Annotated in this window: 15 protein-coding genes; 8 read left to right on the top strand and 7 right to left on the bottom strand. The window is 68.8% G+C overall.

The window, feature by feature from the left end:
• Positions 1-95: 95 nt before the first annotated feature.
• Positions 96-1448, bottom strand: a complete 1353-nt coding sequence (locus tag A7B20_RS05455) for a glutamine synthetase family protein (protein WP_102107544.1) — start codon at positions 1446-1448, stop codon at positions 96-98.
• A gap of 308 nt (positions 1449-1756) precedes the next feature.
• On the opposite strand from A7B20_RS05455, the gene A7B20_RS05460 reads away from it, so the two are divergent.
• From A7B20_RS05460 to A7B20_RS05475, 4 genes are all read left to right on the top strand, one after another.
• Positions 1757-2245 carry a MarR family winged helix-turn-helix transcriptional regulator gene (locus A7B20_RS05460; RefSeq protein WP_157937605.1) on the top strand — a complete coding sequence of 163 codons (489 nt, stop codon included), beginning with the start codon at positions 1757-1759 and terminating at the stop codon, positions 2243-2245.
• A gap of 244 nt (positions 2246-2489) precedes the next feature.
• Positions 2490-4397 (top strand): polysaccharide biosynthesis protein, encoded by a 1908-nt coding sequence (locus A7B20_RS05465; protein ID WP_425437123.1) that lies wholly within the window; start codon positions 2490-2492, stop codon positions 4395-4397.
• 170 nt (positions 4398-4567) lie between these two features.
• Positions 4568-6754, top strand: a complete 2187-nt coding sequence (locus A7B20_RS05470) for a YjbH domain-containing protein (protein ID WP_157937606.1) — start codon at positions 4568-4570, stop codon at positions 6752-6754.
• Positions 6751-7497, top strand: a complete 747-nt coding sequence (locus A7B20_RS05475; RefSeq protein ID WP_102107548.1) for a YjbF family lipoprotein — start codon at positions 6751-6753, stop codon at positions 7495-7497. The genes A7B20_RS05470 and A7B20_RS05475 overlap by 4 nt, the downstream gene beginning before the upstream one ends.
• On the opposite strand, the gene A7B20_RS05480 is transcribed toward A7B20_RS05475, so the two are convergent.
• Together A7B20_RS05480 and A7B20_RS05485 are read right to left on the bottom strand one after the other, a co-directional pair.
• Positions 7484-8092, bottom strand: coding sequence for a sugar transferase (locus tag A7B20_RS05480; RefSeq protein WP_102107549.1), 609 nt, complete (start codon positions 8090-8092; stop codon positions 7484-7486). The two genes, A7B20_RS05475 and A7B20_RS05480, sit on opposite strands and share 14 nt — an antisense overlap.
• Complete coding sequence (locus tag A7B20_RS05485; protein WP_157937607.1) at positions 8082-8933, bottom strand: NAD-dependent epimerase/dehydratase family protein; 852 nt, start codon at positions 8931-8933, stop codon at positions 8082-8084. Before A7B20_RS05485 ends, A7B20_RS05480 begins: the two co-directional genes overlap by 11 nt.
• Before the next feature lie 154 nt (positions 8934-9087).
• Here A7B20_RS05485 and A7B20_RS05490 point away from each other — a divergent pair, with 154 nt between their 5' ends.
• Positions 9088-10212 (top strand): polysaccharide biosynthesis/export family protein, encoded by a 1125-nt coding sequence (locus tag A7B20_RS05490; RefSeq protein WP_102107550.1) that lies wholly within the window; start codon positions 9088-9090, stop codon positions 10210-10212.
• A 19-nt stretch (positions 10213-10231) separates the two neighbouring features.
• On the opposite strand, the gene A7B20_RS05495 is transcribed toward A7B20_RS05490, so the two are convergent.
• A complete protein-coding gene (locus tag A7B20_RS05495) occupies positions 10232-11395 on the bottom strand; it encodes a HupE/UreJ family protein (RefSeq protein WP_245866591.1) in 1164 nt (387 codons plus the stop codon).
• Here A7B20_RS05495 and A7B20_RS05500 point away from each other — a divergent pair.
• A complete protein-coding gene (locus A7B20_RS05500; protein WP_102107551.1) occupies positions 11394-12206 on the top strand; it encodes a DUF4198 domain-containing protein in 813 nt (270 codons plus the stop codon). The genes A7B20_RS05495 and A7B20_RS05500 overlap by 2 nt on opposite strands.
• Before the next feature lie 24 nt (positions 12207-12230).
• On the opposite strand, the gene A7B20_RS21190 is transcribed toward A7B20_RS05500, so the two are convergent.
• The 3 genes from A7B20_RS21190 to A7B20_RS05510 form a co-directional block, all read right to left on the bottom strand.
• Positions 12231-12383 (bottom strand): hypothetical protein, encoded by a 153-nt coding sequence (locus A7B20_RS21190; protein WP_157937608.1) that lies wholly within the window; start codon positions 12381-12383, stop codon positions 12231-12233.
• A 99-nt stretch (positions 12384-12482) separates the two neighbouring features.
• Complete coding sequence (locus A7B20_RS05505; RefSeq protein WP_102107552.1) at positions 12483-12887, bottom strand: hypothetical protein; 405 nt, start codon at positions 12885-12887, stop codon at positions 12483-12485.
• On the bottom strand, positions 12887-14092 hold the full coding sequence (locus tag A7B20_RS05510; protein WP_102107553.1) for a pyridoxal phosphate-dependent aminotransferase: 1206 nt from the start codon (positions 14090-14092) through the stop codon (positions 12887-12889). The genes A7B20_RS05505 and A7B20_RS05510 overlap by 1 nt, the downstream gene beginning before the upstream one ends.
• 109 nt (positions 14093-14201) lie before the next feature.
• Here A7B20_RS05510 and A7B20_RS05515 point away from each other — a divergent pair, with 109 nt between their 5' ends.
• Together A7B20_RS05515 and A7B20_RS05520 are read left to right on the top strand one after the other, a co-directional pair.
• The gene (locus A7B20_RS05515; RefSeq protein ID WP_102107554.1) at positions 14202-14639 is read left to right on the top strand and encodes a helix-turn-helix domain-containing protein; all 438 of its coding nucleotides are present in this window, start codon (positions 14202-14204) and stop codon (positions 14637-14639) included.
• A complete protein-coding gene (locus A7B20_RS05520) occupies positions 14636-14929 on the top strand; it encodes an FAD assembly factor SdhE (RefSeq protein WP_102107555.1) in 294 nt (97 codons plus the stop codon). Before A7B20_RS05515 ends, A7B20_RS05520 begins: the two co-directional genes overlap by 4 nt.
• Positions 14930-14950: the final 21 nt, after the last annotated feature.

The following is a 14950-nucleotide window of genomic DNA, read 5'->3' on the forward strand; positions in this document are numbered from 1 at the left end:
CTCTTCGGGCCGCGGTGGCACCGCCGCCCCACGCATCATGGCGTCGCGGGCGGGGCCGGCGCAATGGCGCGAGCACGGACGCGGGGGCATCGCGCTCAGGCCCGTTCGAACCCGCGGGCGATCTCGTGATCCGTCACCGCGCGGTCGAAGGCCTCCTGCTCGATCTCGGCGCAGCGCACGTAATGCTCCACCACCTGCTCTCCGAAGGCCGCGCGCAGCATGTCCGACCCCGCCAGCAGAGCGGTCGCGTCGCGCAGGTTCGCGGGGATCCGCGGCGCGTCGCCCCGGTAGAGGTCGCCCGTGACCGGCGGCTCCAGCGGGAGCCCGCCCTCGATCCCGGCGATTCCCGAGGCGATCTGCGCGGCGAGCGCGAGGTAGGGATTCAGGTCCGATCCGCCGATCCGGCACTCGACCCGCACCGCCCGGCTGTCGGCGCCGCAGAGGCGAAAGCCCGCGGTGCGGTTGTCGACGCTCCAGCCCGTGGTCGTCGGCGCGAAGGTGCCTGCCGCGAAGCGCTTGTAGCTGTTGACGTAGGGCGCGAGGAATACCGTCGTCTCGGCGGCATGGGCGATCAGCCCGGCGGTCCAGGCGCGCATCGTCCCGGACATGCCGAACTCGGCCCCCGGCGCGAAGAAGGCGCTTTCGCCGCCTTTCCAAAGGCTCTGGTGGATGTGGGAGGACGATCCCGCCCTGTCCGCGTGCCACTTGGCGAGGAAGCTCGCCGCGTGGCCCTTCGCCCAGGCGATGTCCTTCACCGCCTGCTTGGCCAGCGTGTGGTGATCGGCGCAGAGCAGGGCGCCCGCGTGGCCGATGTTCAGCTCGTGCTGCCCGGTCTCGGCCTCGCCCTTGGTGTTCTCGACCGGGATGCCCGCGGCGTGGAGGTGGTTGCGCAGCGGCCGCATCACCGCTTCCTCGCGGCTGGTCTGCTGGATGCTGTAATCCTCGTTGACGCCCGACAGCGGCTCGAGGTCGCGGAAGCCGCCGCGCCGGATCGTGTCGTAGTCGCGGGCGAAGAGGAAGAATTCCAGCTCGGTCGCCATCTGCGCCTCGAACCCCATCGCGTCCAGCCGCGCGACCTGGGCCTTCAGGACGGCGCGGGGCGAGTGGGGGACGGGGGCGCCATGGTGGTCCAGCACGTCGCACAGCACCGCCGCCGTGCCGTCGAGCCAGGGCAGACGGCGCAGCGTCGACAGGTCGGGGCGCATCGCATAGTCGCCGTAGCCGTTGCGCCAGGAGGTCGCGGCATAGCCTTCCGGCGTCGACATCTCCAGGTCCGTGGCCAGCAGGTAGTTGCAGCAGTGGCTCTCGCCGCCGCCGGTGTCGAGGAACCGGCGGACGTGGAACCGCTTGCCCATCAGGCGGCCCTGCATGTCGACCATGCAGACGAGGACGGTATCGACCTCTCCGCGGTCCGCGAGGGCTTCGAGATCGCTCAGGGTCAGCGCCATGTCTTGTCTCCCGCGGATCGGCCGGGCAGGTTTGTCCGCCCCCGGCAAGTCTTGCCGCCCGCCGCGGCGTTGGCAAAGCCTTTCCTGGCCTGGCGGGCGACAGGTTCCGGCCCTGGCCACGGTCCCGCGACAGGGATGCCGTCTGATGCAAACGGGACACGATTGTCCGCGCCGCGACCTTCCTTGACGAAACAAAATCGAGGCGGTTGAGTTGTCCGTCGAACGGATCGCCCTGCGGGCTTGCCTGCCCGCACCGGTTCCGAAGCTTGTAGTGTCAGGAGGCGCGCGTGTATTTCCAGGCGAAACTTTTGTCGGGTTCCCGGGACGACCGGGACGGCGTCGAGACGATGGAGCGCATCCTGTCGTACCGCATTGCCCGGCTACACCAGTCGTTGAGCGTGCAGGCGACGAACATCCTGGCCCAGTACGGTGTCAGCCTCAGCAACTGGCGGGTGCTGTCGGCGATCTGGGTCGAGCAGACGCGCACTTCGCGGGAGCTGGCAGAGAAGAGCGGCTTCGATCCGGCCCAGATCAGCCGCGCGCTGCATGCCATGGCGAAACAGGGGCTCCTGACCCTCGCGAACAGCGAGACCGATCGCCGGGTGCTGACGATCGAGATCACCGACGAGGGCAACCGCCTGTTCTCCGACGCGCTGCCGATCATGAAGGCGCGCCACGATGCGCTGCGCGGCGCGCTCGGCCCCGAGGAACTGGAGACGCTGTTCGTCATCCTCGACAAGCTCGAGGCCGTCGCTCAGTGCGACCCGGACCTTCTGCGCCAGCAGCCGACGGAATAGCGGGGAATGACGCGTTCCAAGCGGTATGCCGGGATGCCTTTTCCGCCCCCGCAGGTTCGGCAGGTTTCTGCACATGCACGAGAATCACCTTGTGCGCAGAAATTGCGCGCGCGTATATTCAGAAGGCTTCGGGATCAGACGGACAGCACATTTTTTAATCGAATAGTTGAACGCCTTTGCCTGATGTAACTCATGCAGCGAGATCGCCTTACCGGCACGAGGCATTCCCAGCATGGTGGAATTGATGAGACCGATGGTTAAGCCGATGATCTCCAAGTTCGTGACAACGCTCCCGCGGCACTACAAGCGCGCGCTCCTGCTGGCGGTCGACGTGTTACTGGTCCCGGTTGCCTATGCCTTCACGGTCGCGGTCCAGCGCGACACCTACGGTGCGCTGACATCGGCCATCAACATCACGCTGGTGGTGCTGCTGCTGATGGGGCTGGCAGGCGCCGTCTCGACGCTGCTGCGGATTCCGCACATCCGCCTGATCGACCTCAACGTGAAGACCATGGGCCGGATGGCGCTGCTGTCGGCCCTGATCGCGGTGTGCGGCGCGGCGCTGCACCGGATCGCCGGGGCCGAGCTTGCGGTGGGCACCTACGTGGTGTTCGGCATCGTCTATTTCCTGTTCTCGGCGGCCGGGCGGATCGTGCTGCTCGAGGTCGCGATGAACATGTACCGCCGCGTGAACGCCCGCTGCCGGGTGCTGATTTACGGGGCAGGGCACACGGGGCGGCAGCTGGCCCTGGCGCTGACCGCGCATCCGACGATCGACGCGGTGGCCTTCGTCGACGACAACACCGCGCTGCAGGGTCTGACGATCACCGGACTGCCGGTGCTGAGGCCAACCGACATCGACGAGATCGTGAAGACCAAGCGGGTGGACCGCGTGCTGCTGGCCATGCCTTCGGCGCCGCAGCCGAAGGTGACCCAGATCGCCTGGCGGATCGAGCGCAAGGGGCTGGAAGTGCAGTCGCTTCCGAGTTTCGCGCAGCTGATCGGCGAAGAGCGGACCCTGGTCGAGAAGCTGGTGCCGGTTCCGCCTTCCAATTTCCTCGGCCGCAAGCCCTATCGCCAGCCGACCTCGATGGGCTGTTCCCATGTCGTCGGGCGCAACGTGCTGGTGAGCGGCGGCGGCGGCTCCATCGGGGCCGAGCTGTGCCGCCAGGTGATGTGGTGCAAGCCGTTGAAGCTGGTCATCTTCGAGATCAGCGAGTTCGCGCTTTTCGAGGCCGAGCGGTCGCTGCGGCCCCTGGCGCAGAAGTTCGGGATCGAGCTGGTGCCGGTGCTCGGCTCGGTGACGGAGGCGCGGCTGGTGCGCCGGATCCTCCAGGATCACGACATCCACGTCGTTTTGCACGCCGCCGCCTACAAGCATGTCCCGATGGTCGAGAACAACCCGCTGGTCGGTCTCGCCAACAACGTGCTGGGCACCTGGACCATGGCGCGGGAAGCGCGCGAGGCGGGGGTGGAGCGGTTCATCCTGATCTCGTCTGACAAGGCGGTGCGCCCGACCAACGTCATGGGCGCCTCCAAGCGCCTGGCCGAACTGGTGGTGCAGGATCTTGCCGCCCGGTCGCCGGACACGATCTTCGCCATGGTGCGGTTCGGCAACGTGCTCGGCTCCTCGGGGTCGGTGGTGCCGCTGTTCCAGGAACAGATCGCCCGTGGCGGTCCGGTCACCGTCACCCACCGGGACGTCACCCGCTTCTTCATGACGATCGAGGAGGCGGTCAGCCTGGTCCTGATGGCTGGCTCCTTCGCCAAGGGGGGCGAGGTCTTCGTGCTGGACATGGGCAAGTCGCGGCGCATCTGGGACATGGCGCGCCAGGTGATCGAGGACGCGGGCTATACCGTCAAGGACGAGGCCAATCCGGACGGCGACATCGAGATCCAGGAGATCGGACTGCGTCCCGGCGAGAAGCTGCACGAGGAGCTGCTGATCGGCGAGGGTCATGTCACCACGGCCCACGAGAAGATCTTCGCCGCGCACGAAGCCAAGCTGTCGGAGATCGAGGTCGCCTCGGCCATCCGCGCCCTGCGCGAGGCGATGGCGACGGGCAACGACGCCGCCGCCCTGGCCGTGGCGCAGCGCTGGGTCGAGGGGTACTGCCCCGCGCAGCGCGACGCGGCATCCGGCATTGCCTGACCCCCGCGCGCAGGGGACGACATCCGGACGTCGGCGTTGGAAATCGGCCACACCGCGCCGAAGTTGCCGTCGGCCCCGAGGATCGCTTTGCATCGTCCGGAGCAGCCGCGCTAGGGTCGGCGCGCAGGTGAGCGTTGCCTGAAACCGTGCAACCCAGTGAAAGACCAGCCGTGACAGCAAAGGCGGACGCCAAGGACAGATCGCCGCGCCGCGGCTTGCGCCGGGCCGGGTACGCGGCGCTGGTGGTCTGCGTCACCCTGCCCACGGGGGTGCGCGCGCAGGAAGACGTGTCAGCCTTCACCGACCGACCCTCGCTCAACTTCTACGGCGTCACCGGCCTGATCGACATGCCGAGCGCTCAGGGCCAGCCGGACGGTCAGCTGTCGGTCACGGTGTCGCATTTCGGCGGCCTCACCCGCTCGACCCTGACGTTCCAGATCCTGCCGCGCATCGAGGGCAGCTTCCGCTACTCGCAGTTTTCCGGCCTGAATTTCGCGGGCTTCCCCGACTACTTCGACCGCAGCTTCGACATCTCGCTGCGGCTGCTGAACGAATCGCGCTACCTGCCGGCGGTGAAGGTGGGCCTCCAGGACTTCGTCGGCACCGGTCTGCTGTCGGGCGAATACCTCGTCGCGACCAAGACGCTCTCGCCGCGGCTGAAGGTGACGGCGGGTCTGGGCTGGGGGAGGCTCGGCAGCGCCCATTCCATCGGCTCGCCCTTCGGCAACCGGCCGGCCGCCGACATCGGCACCGGTGGCAAGCCGAACTTCGGCCAGTGGTTCCGCGGCCCGGCCTCGCCCTTCGCGGGCATCGAATACCGGGTCAACGACAAGCTGTCGCTGCTCGCCGAATACTCGTCCGACGCCTACGACATCGAGACGGGCAACGATCCGCGCCGCCCCTCGACCGCGATGTTCGACCGCAAGTCGCCGCTGAACTTCGGGTTCAACTACCGGATCAACGACGCGGTGACGCTTGGCGGCTACTACATGTACGGCTCCGAGGTCGGGCTGAACCTGAACATCTCGCTGAACCCCTACAACCCGCCGCGCCGCGGCAGCCAGGGTCCGGCGCCGATCCCGGTCTCGGCGCGCCCCGACCGGCAGGCCAGCCCCGACATCTGGGGCACCGCTTGGTCGCAGTCGCCGAAGGCCAGCAGCAACCTGCTGGCCACCGTCTCGGCCCAGCTCGAACCCCAGGGGATCATCGTCGAATCCCTTGCCGCCACGGCGTCCAGCGTCGATGTCCGGGTGCGCAACTCCGGCTTCGACGCGCCCGCGCAGATGGTCGGCCGGGTGATGCGGGCCCTGACCCTGTCGATGCCCGCCTCGGTCGAGACCTTCCGCATCGTTCCCGTGGTCAGCGGCATCCCGAGTTCCGCCGTCACGCTGCGCCGCTCGGACATCGAGGCGCTGGAGTCCGCGCCGGACGCATCCGATCGGCTGCTGGCGGTCGCGGGGATCACCAATGCCGGGCCGCGCCCCGCGGGGTCGGCCCTGAACGACGAACTGTTCCCGCGCTTCAGCTGGAACCTCGGCCCCTACCTGCGGCAGAGCTACTTCGACCCCTCGCGGCCCTTCCGCTTCGAGTTCGGCGCCGAACTCAGCGCCGCCTTCGAGCCGGTGCCGGGCCTGATCTTCTCGGGCGCGGTGCAGAAGAAGGTCTACAGCTCCATCGACGATTCGACCCGGGTGCCCGGCTCGCGCCTGCCCGGCGTGCGCACCGATGGCTACTACTACGACAAGGAGGGCGATCCGGGCATCGCCAACCTTCAGGCCGCCTATTACTTCCGTCCCGGCGAGAACCTCTATGGCCGGATCACCGCCGGCTATCTCGAGCGGATGTTCGGCGGCGTCTCGGGCGAGATCCTGTACAAGCAGCCCGGCAGCCGCTTCGCCATCGGGGCCGAGCTGAACTATGTCAAGCAGCGCGACTACGACCTGATGTTCGGCTTCCGCGACTACGACGTGGTGACCGGACACGTCTCGGGCTACTACGCCTTCGACAACGGCTTCCACGTCCAGGTCGATGTCGGCCGCTACCTCGCGGGCGATTACGGCGCGACTCTCATCCTCGACCGCGAGTTCCGCAACGGCTGGAGCGTCGGCGTCTTCGCCACGCTGACCGACGTGCCGTTCAGCGACTTCGGCGAGGGATCGTTCGACAAGGGCATCCGGCTGAAGATCCCGGTCTCCTGGTTCCTCGGCAATTCCGACCGCCGCACCATCGCAACCACGGTGCGTCCGATCACCCGCGACGGCGGCGCCAAGCTGAACGTGGCGGGACGGCTTTACGAGCAGGTGCGCGGCTACCACCGCAATGCCCTGGAAGATCAGTGGGGACGGGTCTGGAGATGACGACGGATCGGCGCTCGGGCGCGTCCCTGCGGGCCATCGCCCTCTTCGCCCTCGCGGCCCTCGCGGGCTGCGGCACCGACGGCAGCGGCGTCATCGGCGCGGCCGCCAAGGTCGCCGTCGGCTCCCTGCGCGGGGCTGACGCGAGCGTGGGCAAGGTCACGGCCACCGACGCCGCCCTGCGCAACTTCGGCGCGCCGCTGGTGAAGGTCACGCAGCTGAAGAACGGGTTCGAGGCGGTGATCGGCATCGTGTCCGAGCGTGGCGACACGGTGATCTGGGAATCCGCCGACCAGAAGCAGATCACGCTGCGCCGCGGGATCCTCGTCGGCACCACCGGCTTTGCCTACGACATGACCTCGGCGGAAGAGCCCGACATCCGCAAGGGCAGCGGCGAGGTCGTGCGCGACCACTACTATCTCGGCGGTGACGAACTGATCTACCGGGCGCGCTTCTTCTGCAACCTCGCCTCTCCGGGGCGGCAGCGGATCGTCGTCACCGGCGTCGCCATCGACACCCGGCTGATCACCGAGACCTGTGAAGGGCGCGGTCTCAGGTTCGAGAACCGCTACTGGGTCGAGGGCGACGGCACCATCCGCAAGTCGGTGCAATGGGCGAGCGAGGCCACGGGAGCGCTCCAGATCGAGCTGATCCCCCAGGGCCGCGCGGCGAACGTCGCCCAGACGGCGGCGGCGGCGGCGGCGGCGCCGGCCGCTCAGGACGCGAGCGTCGTCATTTCGGAATGAGCCGGCTGAAGGTCTGGCCGATCAGCTTCAGATCGAAACACAGCGACTGGTTCCTCTGGTGGATGAGGTCCAGCGCCGCCTTCCTGGGCACGCAGCGGCGCACATAGACGGCATCCGTCTCTTCCGGGCTGTCGCAGGCGGCCAACAGCCGCTCTTCCGTGCGGTGATAGCGCAGGGTGGCCAGTCCGGTGATCCCCGGGCGCGCCTTCAGCACCTCGCCGTAGATCCCGGGGAAGCGCTCGACATATTCGCGCAGGGGCGGGCGGGGCCCGACGAAGGTGATGTCGCCCCGAATCACGTTCCAGAGCTGCGGCAGCTCGTCCAGGCGGGTGCGGCGCAGCAGTCGGCCGATGCGCGTCACCCGCCGTGCCTTGTGGCCCCCCGACACGCCGCGGTCGGACTTGTCCACCGTCATCGTGCGCAGCTTCCACAGGGTGAAGGCGGTGTCGGGCGTCTTCATACGCTCGGAGCCGTAGAACAGCGGCCGGTGGCCCGCGATCAGCAGGACCAGCAGCAAAAGCAGGAACAGCGGGCCGAGGACCACCGCGAGCAGCAGGCACAGCACCAGGTCGAAGGCGCGTTTCTCAGGCGTCATGGCGCATCTCCGACGTGACGGCGCGCACTTCGCGCACCAGGGCCGCGGCATCGCCGTCTTGGGGGTCGATGTCGGGAACCAGCCGCATCAGCGCCCGGGTGTCCAGGTGGACCCGGTGCAGCGCCGTCTGCGGGGCAGGGGCCCAGGCGAAGGGCACGCCGAGCACGGACAGGATGGCGGACATCGTGGTGGGTCGGGGCGCGGCAACGTTCAGCACCGGCGGCAGTTCCTCCTCGGCGGCGACGAGGTCCGACAGCCGGGCGAAGCAGTGCGCCAGGGTCAGCGGTCCGACGAAGCTCCGGCTCGGCCCCGGGCCGTCGGGGAAGCGGTCGGGCGTCAGGGGCCGGGTCCCGGCCGCGGCGGCGGCGTCGAAGGGCTGGCCCGCGCCCGCCACGTTCCCGAGCCGCAGGATCGTCACCGGCGGTGCCCCCGGCACGGCAGCGGCGTCGCGCAGCGCGGTCTCCATCGCCACCTTGGCCGCGCCGTAGTCGCCCGCCGGATGCAGGCGCGCGTTCTCCCGCGCCCCGGCCATGTCGGTCGCCCCGTAGACCGACGAGGAGGACATCACGAACAGCCGGGCCGCGCCCCACTCCCGTGCCGCCTCGAGCGCGGCGAGGGCAAGGGCAGTGTTGTGTCCGAGCGGCGCGCCCGAGCGGGGCGTGACGCCGGCAAAGCTGAAGACCGACACGCCGTCCGGGGCCAGGAGCCGCGGGCGCGGCGGCGGCGGGCGATCCATGTCCCAGCGCAGGCAGATGTCCGCCGAAGCGGTGCGGGCAACGGCGAGCGGCGCCTCGCCAAGCTCGGGAAAACGGCCGAAGGCAGCCCGCAGAAGGCTCGGCACCCGTCCGCCGGCCCCCAGAAAAACGCGCCGCGTCACGCCAAAATGCCTGTCACTGCCCAACATCCTGCTGTAGTCCTTCCCGGGACGCGCCGGCCCGCATGCGGGTGTAGCAACGGGCTGCCTTCGGCGCCAGACCGATCGTTTGGGGTATTGCATGACTGCACAGCGCGCGGGGCTTCTCTTCGTCACCGGTCTTGTGGCCCTCCTGTCGGGATGCGCCAGCCTGCCCCAGGGCGCCGCGATGCGTACCGACATCACCCGTGACGCCGACACCACCGGCCAGGGCTTCGCCTTCTATCCCGTCACCCGCGCGCTGCTGCCGTCGATCGAGGCCTGGCCGCAGGTCAACCCGGAACTGTCGAGCGGCTGGCCCCACGCCACGCGCGGCTCCACCGGGCAGGTGATCGCACCCGGTGACATCGTCAACGTCACGATCTGGGACAACCAGGAGAACTCGCTGATCCTGGCCGACGGCCAGCGCGCGACGAAGCTCGACGGAATGGCGGTCTCGCCCTCGGGGCGGGTCTTCATTCCCTATGTCGGCGACGTGCGCGTGGCGGGCATGTCGCCCGACCGGGCGCGCGGGGTTCTGCAGGACCGGCTGGTGGACATCTCGCCCTCGGCGCAGGTGCAGCTGACCCTCGTGGCGGGGCGGCAGAACACGGTCGACCTGGTCTCCGGCGTCAGCAGTCCCGGCAGCTACCCGCTGCCCGACGGCAACTTCTCGGTGCTGAGCCTGATCTCGCAGGGCGGAGGGGTGCCGCCCAGCCTGCGCAATCCGCGCGTCAAGCTGCTGCGCGGTTCCAGGACTTACCTGACGACGGTGGACCGGCTCTATTCCAACCCCGAACTCGACGCCGTGCTGACCGGCGGCGACAAGGTCATCGTCGAGCAGGACGACCGCTTCTTCCTCTCGCTCGGCGCCGCGGGGAAGGAGCAGATCGTCTATTTCGACCGCGACCAGATCACCGCGCTCGAGGCGATCTCGATGATCGGCGGTCTCACCGACAGCCGAGCCGATCCTGAAGGCGTGCTGATCCTGCGCGAATATCCACGCTCGGCCCTGTCCGCCGGGGTACGCGGCCCGCGCGAGCAACGGGTGGTCTTCGCCATCGACATGACGACGGCCGACGGGTTGTTCTCGGCCCGCAACATGCTGATCCAGCCGGGCGACGTGGTGCTGGCCACCGAAAGCCCCGTGACCCGTGTGCAGACCATCGTCGGGCTGATCGGCTCGGGCTTCGGGCTGATCCGCGCGGCCAACAACGCCGGCAACTGACCGGCGCGGGCACGGTGCGTCAGAGCACCGTGCGCTCGACCACCCACCAGGCGCCCACCAGCGAGATCGCGATGGAGGCCGGGTTCGAGATCACCGGGCGATACCAGTCCTTGCGGCCGAACCAGAGGCCGACCAGCAGGAAGGCGACGGCGATCACCGACAGCTGGCCCAGCTCGACCCCGACGTTGAAGCCGATCAGGCCGGTGACGAAGCGCGCCGGGTTCAGCCCGATGTCCCCCAGCACCGCGGCGAACCCGAGGCCGTGCAGCAGGCCGAAGCAGAACACCACCACCGGGCGCCAGGGCGACAGGCCGCGCGCCAGCACGTTCTCGACCCCGACGTAGACGATCGAGGCGGCGATCAGCGGCTCGACGATCTGCGGCGGCACGCTGACATAGCCGAGGATCCCGAGCGCCAGGGTGACGGTATGGGCCAGGGTGAAGGCCGTGACCTGCATCAGCAGCGGACGCAGCCGCGGCGACAGGAAGAACAGGCCCAGCACGAACAGGATATGGTCCAGCCCCTTGGGGATGATGTGCTCGTATCCGATCTTGATGTAGTTCAGGAACGCCGCGCCCGCGGACTCTTGGGCCACGCCGGTGCGCGGGATCGGCTCGGACAGGGCGCCGGAGGTCAGGTAGCCGCTGTAGGCGTCGGTGCCCGCCCCCATCTGCCGCACCACCAGCGCGCCGAAGGCGCTGTCCCAGCCCAGCGTCACCGGCGCGTCGCCCTCGGGCAGCAGCGCGGACAGGCGCAGCCGCGACAGGCGGGGCAGGGCGGTGTCGCCCACCTCGGGCACGTCCACGCCGACGAGGTCGGGCAGGATCCGGCTGTCGCCGACGCGGATCACGATCCCCTCGCGCATCTCGGGCCAGTAGGTGCGGAACGCCTTGTCCAGCGCCGCGGGGGCCAGCGCGCGCAGCCGGTCGATCTCGTCCGCCTCGGACGAGGCGTTGGTGTCCTCCAGCCCCTCGAGATCCGCGCCCGCGATCAGCGGCTCCAGCGTCAGGGCGATGTCCCAGTGCAGCTCCCGCCCCTCGACGGTCACGTCCGACACCGCGGGCTGCACCTCGTGCGCGGAAGCCGCGAAGGCCGACAGCGCGAGGAGCAGGCAGGCCACCACGCTTGACACCATGCCGTCCAGCGCCACCCTATGCCACACACCCAGCGGAGCCGTCCCCATGTTCACGTCCCTCAGATTGTCCCTTGTCGCGCTGGCACTTAGCACGTCCGCCGCAGTTGCCCACGAGTTCTGGATCGACCCGCAGGATTTCACGCCCGATCCCGGCGCGAACATCGTCGCCGACATCCGCGTGGGCCAGAGCTTCAACGGCTCGTCCTATGCCTACATCCCCGACAACTTCCGCCTGTTCGAGCTGGCGCAGGGCGAAACCCGCACGCCCGTGGAGGGCCGCATCGGCGACCGGCCCGCGCTCGACGCGGCGCCGCTTGGCGAGGGGCTGAACGTGATCCTGCACGTCACCCGGGACTATGCCCTGACCTGGAAGGAGTGGCAGAAGTTCGCGGACTTCGTGACCCACAAGGATTTCGACGGCGTGATCGAGGCGCATCGCGCGAAGGGCCATCCCGAGAAGGACTTCACCGAGATGTATTCGCGCTATGGCAAGAGCCTCGTCGCGGTGGGGGAGGGCGCGGGGCAGGACCGGGCCTATGGCCTGCTGACCGAGATCGTGGCGCTGAAGAACCCCTATACAGACGACCTGTCCTCGGGACTGCCGGTGCGCGTGCTCTACCAGGACGCGCCGCGAAAGGACGTGCAGGTGGAAATCTTCGCCAAGGCGCCCGACGGCAGCGTGACCACCACCACCACCCGCACGGACGACAAGGGCGAGGCGACGATCCCCGTCACCCCCGGCGACACCTATCTTCTCGACGCCGTGGTCATGCGCGAACCCTCGGCGGAACTGGCCGCGAAGACCGGCGCGCTGTGGGAATCCCTCTGGGCCAGCCTGACCTTCCGGGCGCCCGAGTGATCCGGTGATCGGCGGCGGCCCGGATCAGACCGGGCCGCGGTCCTTCTTCACCCGAAGGTCATCGAGGCGCAGGGCGCGCCACAGCCGCGGCGGCTGCAGGGCGCGGCGAAGTTCGGGGATGGCGATGAGGCTCAGCGCCGCGACGATTATTCCGTCCAGTCCGTAAGGCAGTCCCATTCCGGCAATCCTTCACGCTTCACACACCGTTCAACTCGGAGTGAAGCAGATTGGTTTCCGAAGTGTGAAACCGGAAGGGTTGAAATGCGAGACGTGACCTCAGTCGTCCTGCGCGGCGCGTTCGGCGCGCTTGCGGATCAGCACCGAGCGCAGGTCGTGCATCGCCAGCAGCAGGTCGTCCGTCACCGCGTCGATCTGCGCCTCGCTCGCCCGGCTCTGGATCCAGTGCGCCGTGGTGTTCAGGACTTCGACCGCGCGGTGGATCTCGTCGATCTCGCGTGCGGCGAGGGTCGCGCGCCGCTTCGTCATCCAGTCCTCGATCGCGGCCAGGTCGGCGGCGCTCAGTTCCCGTCCGCCCTGCGGCTTTACCTCGCCGTTGCGGATGTTGAGGACCGCGATCTGGTTCATCTCGACCCGCCGCTGCCGCGGATCCTGCTCGACCGCGAAGACGAAGGCGCCGTTTTCGCGGACGCGGAAATAATAGTCGGGCAGCCCGGCCGCCATCAGTCCTTCAGCCCGGCGCAGAAGGCCTGGATGCGACGGCAGGCCTCGGTCAGCTGTTCGTCCGAGGTGGCATAGGAGACGCGGAAGTTCGGCGACATCCCGAAGGCCGCGCCGAACACCACGGCGACGCCGTTCTCCTCCAGCAGCGCCGTCGCGAAGGTCTCGTCGTCCACGATCTTCGTGCCCGCGGCCGAGGTCTTGCCGATGCAGCCCGAGATCGACGGGTAGACGTAGAAGGCGCCGTCGGGCACCGGGCAGCGCACGCCCTCGGCCTCGTTCAGCATCGACACCACGAGGTCGCGCCGCCGTTCGAACACGCGGCGGTTCTCGGCCAGGAAGTCCTGCGGCCCCGTCAGCGCCTCGACCGCCGCCCACTGGCTGACGGAACAGGGGTTCGAGGTGGACTGCGACTGGATCTTGCGCATCGCGCGGATCAGTGGCTCGGGGCCCGCGGCATAGCCGATGCGCCAGCCGGTCATCGCATAGGCCTTCGAGACGCCGTTGCAGGTCAGCGTCCGGTCGTAAAGCCGCGGCTCGATCTCGGCGGGGGTGCAAAACTTGAAATCGCCGAAAGTCAGATGCTCGTACATGTCGTCGGACATCACCCAGACGTGGGGATGGCGCAGCAGCACGTCGGTCAGCGCCTTCAGCTCCTCCGCCGTATATCCCGCGCCGGTGGGGTTCGAGGGCGAGTTGAAGATCAGCCACTTGGTGCGGTCGGTGATCGCCGCCTCCAGCTGGTCAGCGGTCAGCTTGAAGCCGGTCTGGATCGACGCCTCGGCGAAGACCGGCGTGCCGCCCGCCAGCAGCACCATGTCGGGGTAGCTGACCCAGTAGGGCGCGGGGATCACCACCTCGTCGCCGGGGTTCAACGTCGCCATCAACGCGTTGTAGAGGATCTGCTTTCCGCCGGTCCCCACGCTGACCTGCGCGGGGGTATAGTCCAGCCCGTTCTCGCGCTTGAACTTCTCGCAGATCGCGCGCTTCAGCTCGGGGATGCCGTCCACCGCCGTGTATTTCGTCCTGCCGCCGTCGATGGCGGCCTTCGCGGCGGCCTTGATGTTCTCCGGCGTGTCGAAGTCCGGCTCTCCGGCACCCAGTCCGATCACGTCGTGGCCCGCCGCCTTCAGCTCGGCCGCCTTGTTCGACACGGCGATCGTCGGGCTCGGCTTAACGCGGTCCAGTGTCGCGGACAGAAACTGCATCGTCGCCTCCCGGTGGATGTTTGCGGCGCCTTGTCTTAGGGTCGCACCATTCGCGGATCAAGGGCCAAACCGAGGCCCCTCCGCCTGCTGCGACGAAAAGGAGAGACCGATGTCGGACGCCGAGAACCGGACCGCCAGCGACGCCGCGACGCCGGGCGCGGACGAGCACAACTGGTATTCCAACGACACCGCCACCTTCGGCGACCGCCTGGCCGACGCCCGCGAACACGTCGGCATGAGCCAGGAGGACCTGGCCCGTCGCCTGGGCGTCAAGCTGAAGACGCTGACCGCCTGGGAAAACGACATGGCGGAACCGCGCGCCAACAAGCTTTCCATGCTGTCGGGCCTGCTGAACGTCTCGCTGCGCTGGCTGATGACCGGAGAGGGCGACGGTCTGCCCCATCCCGACGACGCCCGCACCATGCCCGAGGACGTGAACAAGATCCTGACCGAGCTGCGCCAGACCCAGAGCGACCTCGTGCGCATGGCCGACCGGGTGGGGCGGCTCGAGAAGCGGCTGAAGACGGCCTGGAGCGCGCCGCGATGATCGACCTGCGCCCGCCCGAGAACCCGGACGAGACGCCGGAGAACCGGATCCGGCGCATGGCCATGCGCTCGATGCGCCGCGGGATCAAGGAGATGGACCTGATCCTTGGCAGCTACGCGGCCGCGGGACTGGACCGCCTGCCGCCCGAGCGGCTGGAACTCTACGATGCGCTGCTGCACGAGAACGACCACGACCTCTACCGCTGGGTCACCGGGCAGGCCCCCGCGCCCGATCCCTACGGCCCGCTGATCGAGGATATCGCGACCCATGCGGGCTGGCGGCGGACCTAGGTCACTTCGCGGCAAGATTTG

This window comes from Oceaniglobus roseus, assembly GCF_002869745.1.
Taxonomy (GTDB): Bacteria; Pseudomonadota; Alphaproteobacteria; order Rhodobacterales; family Rhodobacteraceae; genus Oceaniglobus; species Oceaniglobus roseus.

Bases quoted from the DNA above. Each gene is read 5' to 3' on its own strand.
- A7B20_RS05455 (WP_102107544.1), bottom strand. From the start codon at position 1,448: ATGGCGCTGACCCTGAGCGATCTCGAAGCCCTCGCGGACCGCGGAGAG.
- A7B20_RS05465 (WP_425437123.1), top strand. From the start codon at position 2,490: ATGAGACCGATGGTTAAGCCGATGATCTCCAAGTTCGTGACAACGCTC.
- A7B20_RS05475 (WP_102107548.1), top strand. From the start codon at position 6,751: ATGACGACGGATCGGCGCTCGGGCGCGTCCCTGCGGGCCATCGCCCTC.
- A7B20_RS05480 (WP_102107549.1), bottom strand. From the start codon at position 8,092: ATGACGCCTGAGAAACGCGCCTTCGACCTGGTGCTGTGCCTGCTGCTC.
- A7B20_RS05490 (WP_102107550.1), top strand. From the start codon at position 9,088: ATGACTGCACAGCGCGCGGGGCTTCTCTTCGTCACCGGTCTTGTGGCC.
- A7B20_RS05500 (WP_102107551.1), top strand. From the start codon at position 11,394: ATGTTCACGTCCCTCAGATTGTCCCTTGTCGCGCTGGCACTTAGCACG.
- A7B20_RS05495 (WP_245866591.1), bottom strand. From the start codon at position 11,395: ATGGGGACGGCTCCGCTGGGTGTGTGGCATAGGGTGGCGCTGGACGGC.
- A7B20_RS21190 (WP_157937608.1), bottom strand. From the start codon at position 12,383: ATGGGACTGCCTTACGGACTGGACGGAATAATCGTCGCGGCGCTGAGC.
- A7B20_RS05505 (WP_102107552.1), bottom strand. From the start codon at position 12,887: ATGGCGGCCGGGCTGCCCGACTATTATTTCCGCGTCCGCGAAAACGGC.
- A7B20_RS05510 (WP_102107553.1), bottom strand. From the start codon at position 14,092: ATGCAGTTTCTGTCCGCGACACTGGACCGCGTTAAGCCGAGCCCGACG.
- A7B20_RS05515 (WP_102107554.1), top strand. From the start codon at position 14,202: ATGTCGGACGCCGAGAACCGGACCGCCAGCGACGCCGCGACGCCGGGC.
- A7B20_RS05520 (WP_102107555.1), top strand. From the start codon at position 14,636: ATGATCGACCTGCGCCCGCCCGAGAACCCGGACGAGACGCCGGAGAAC.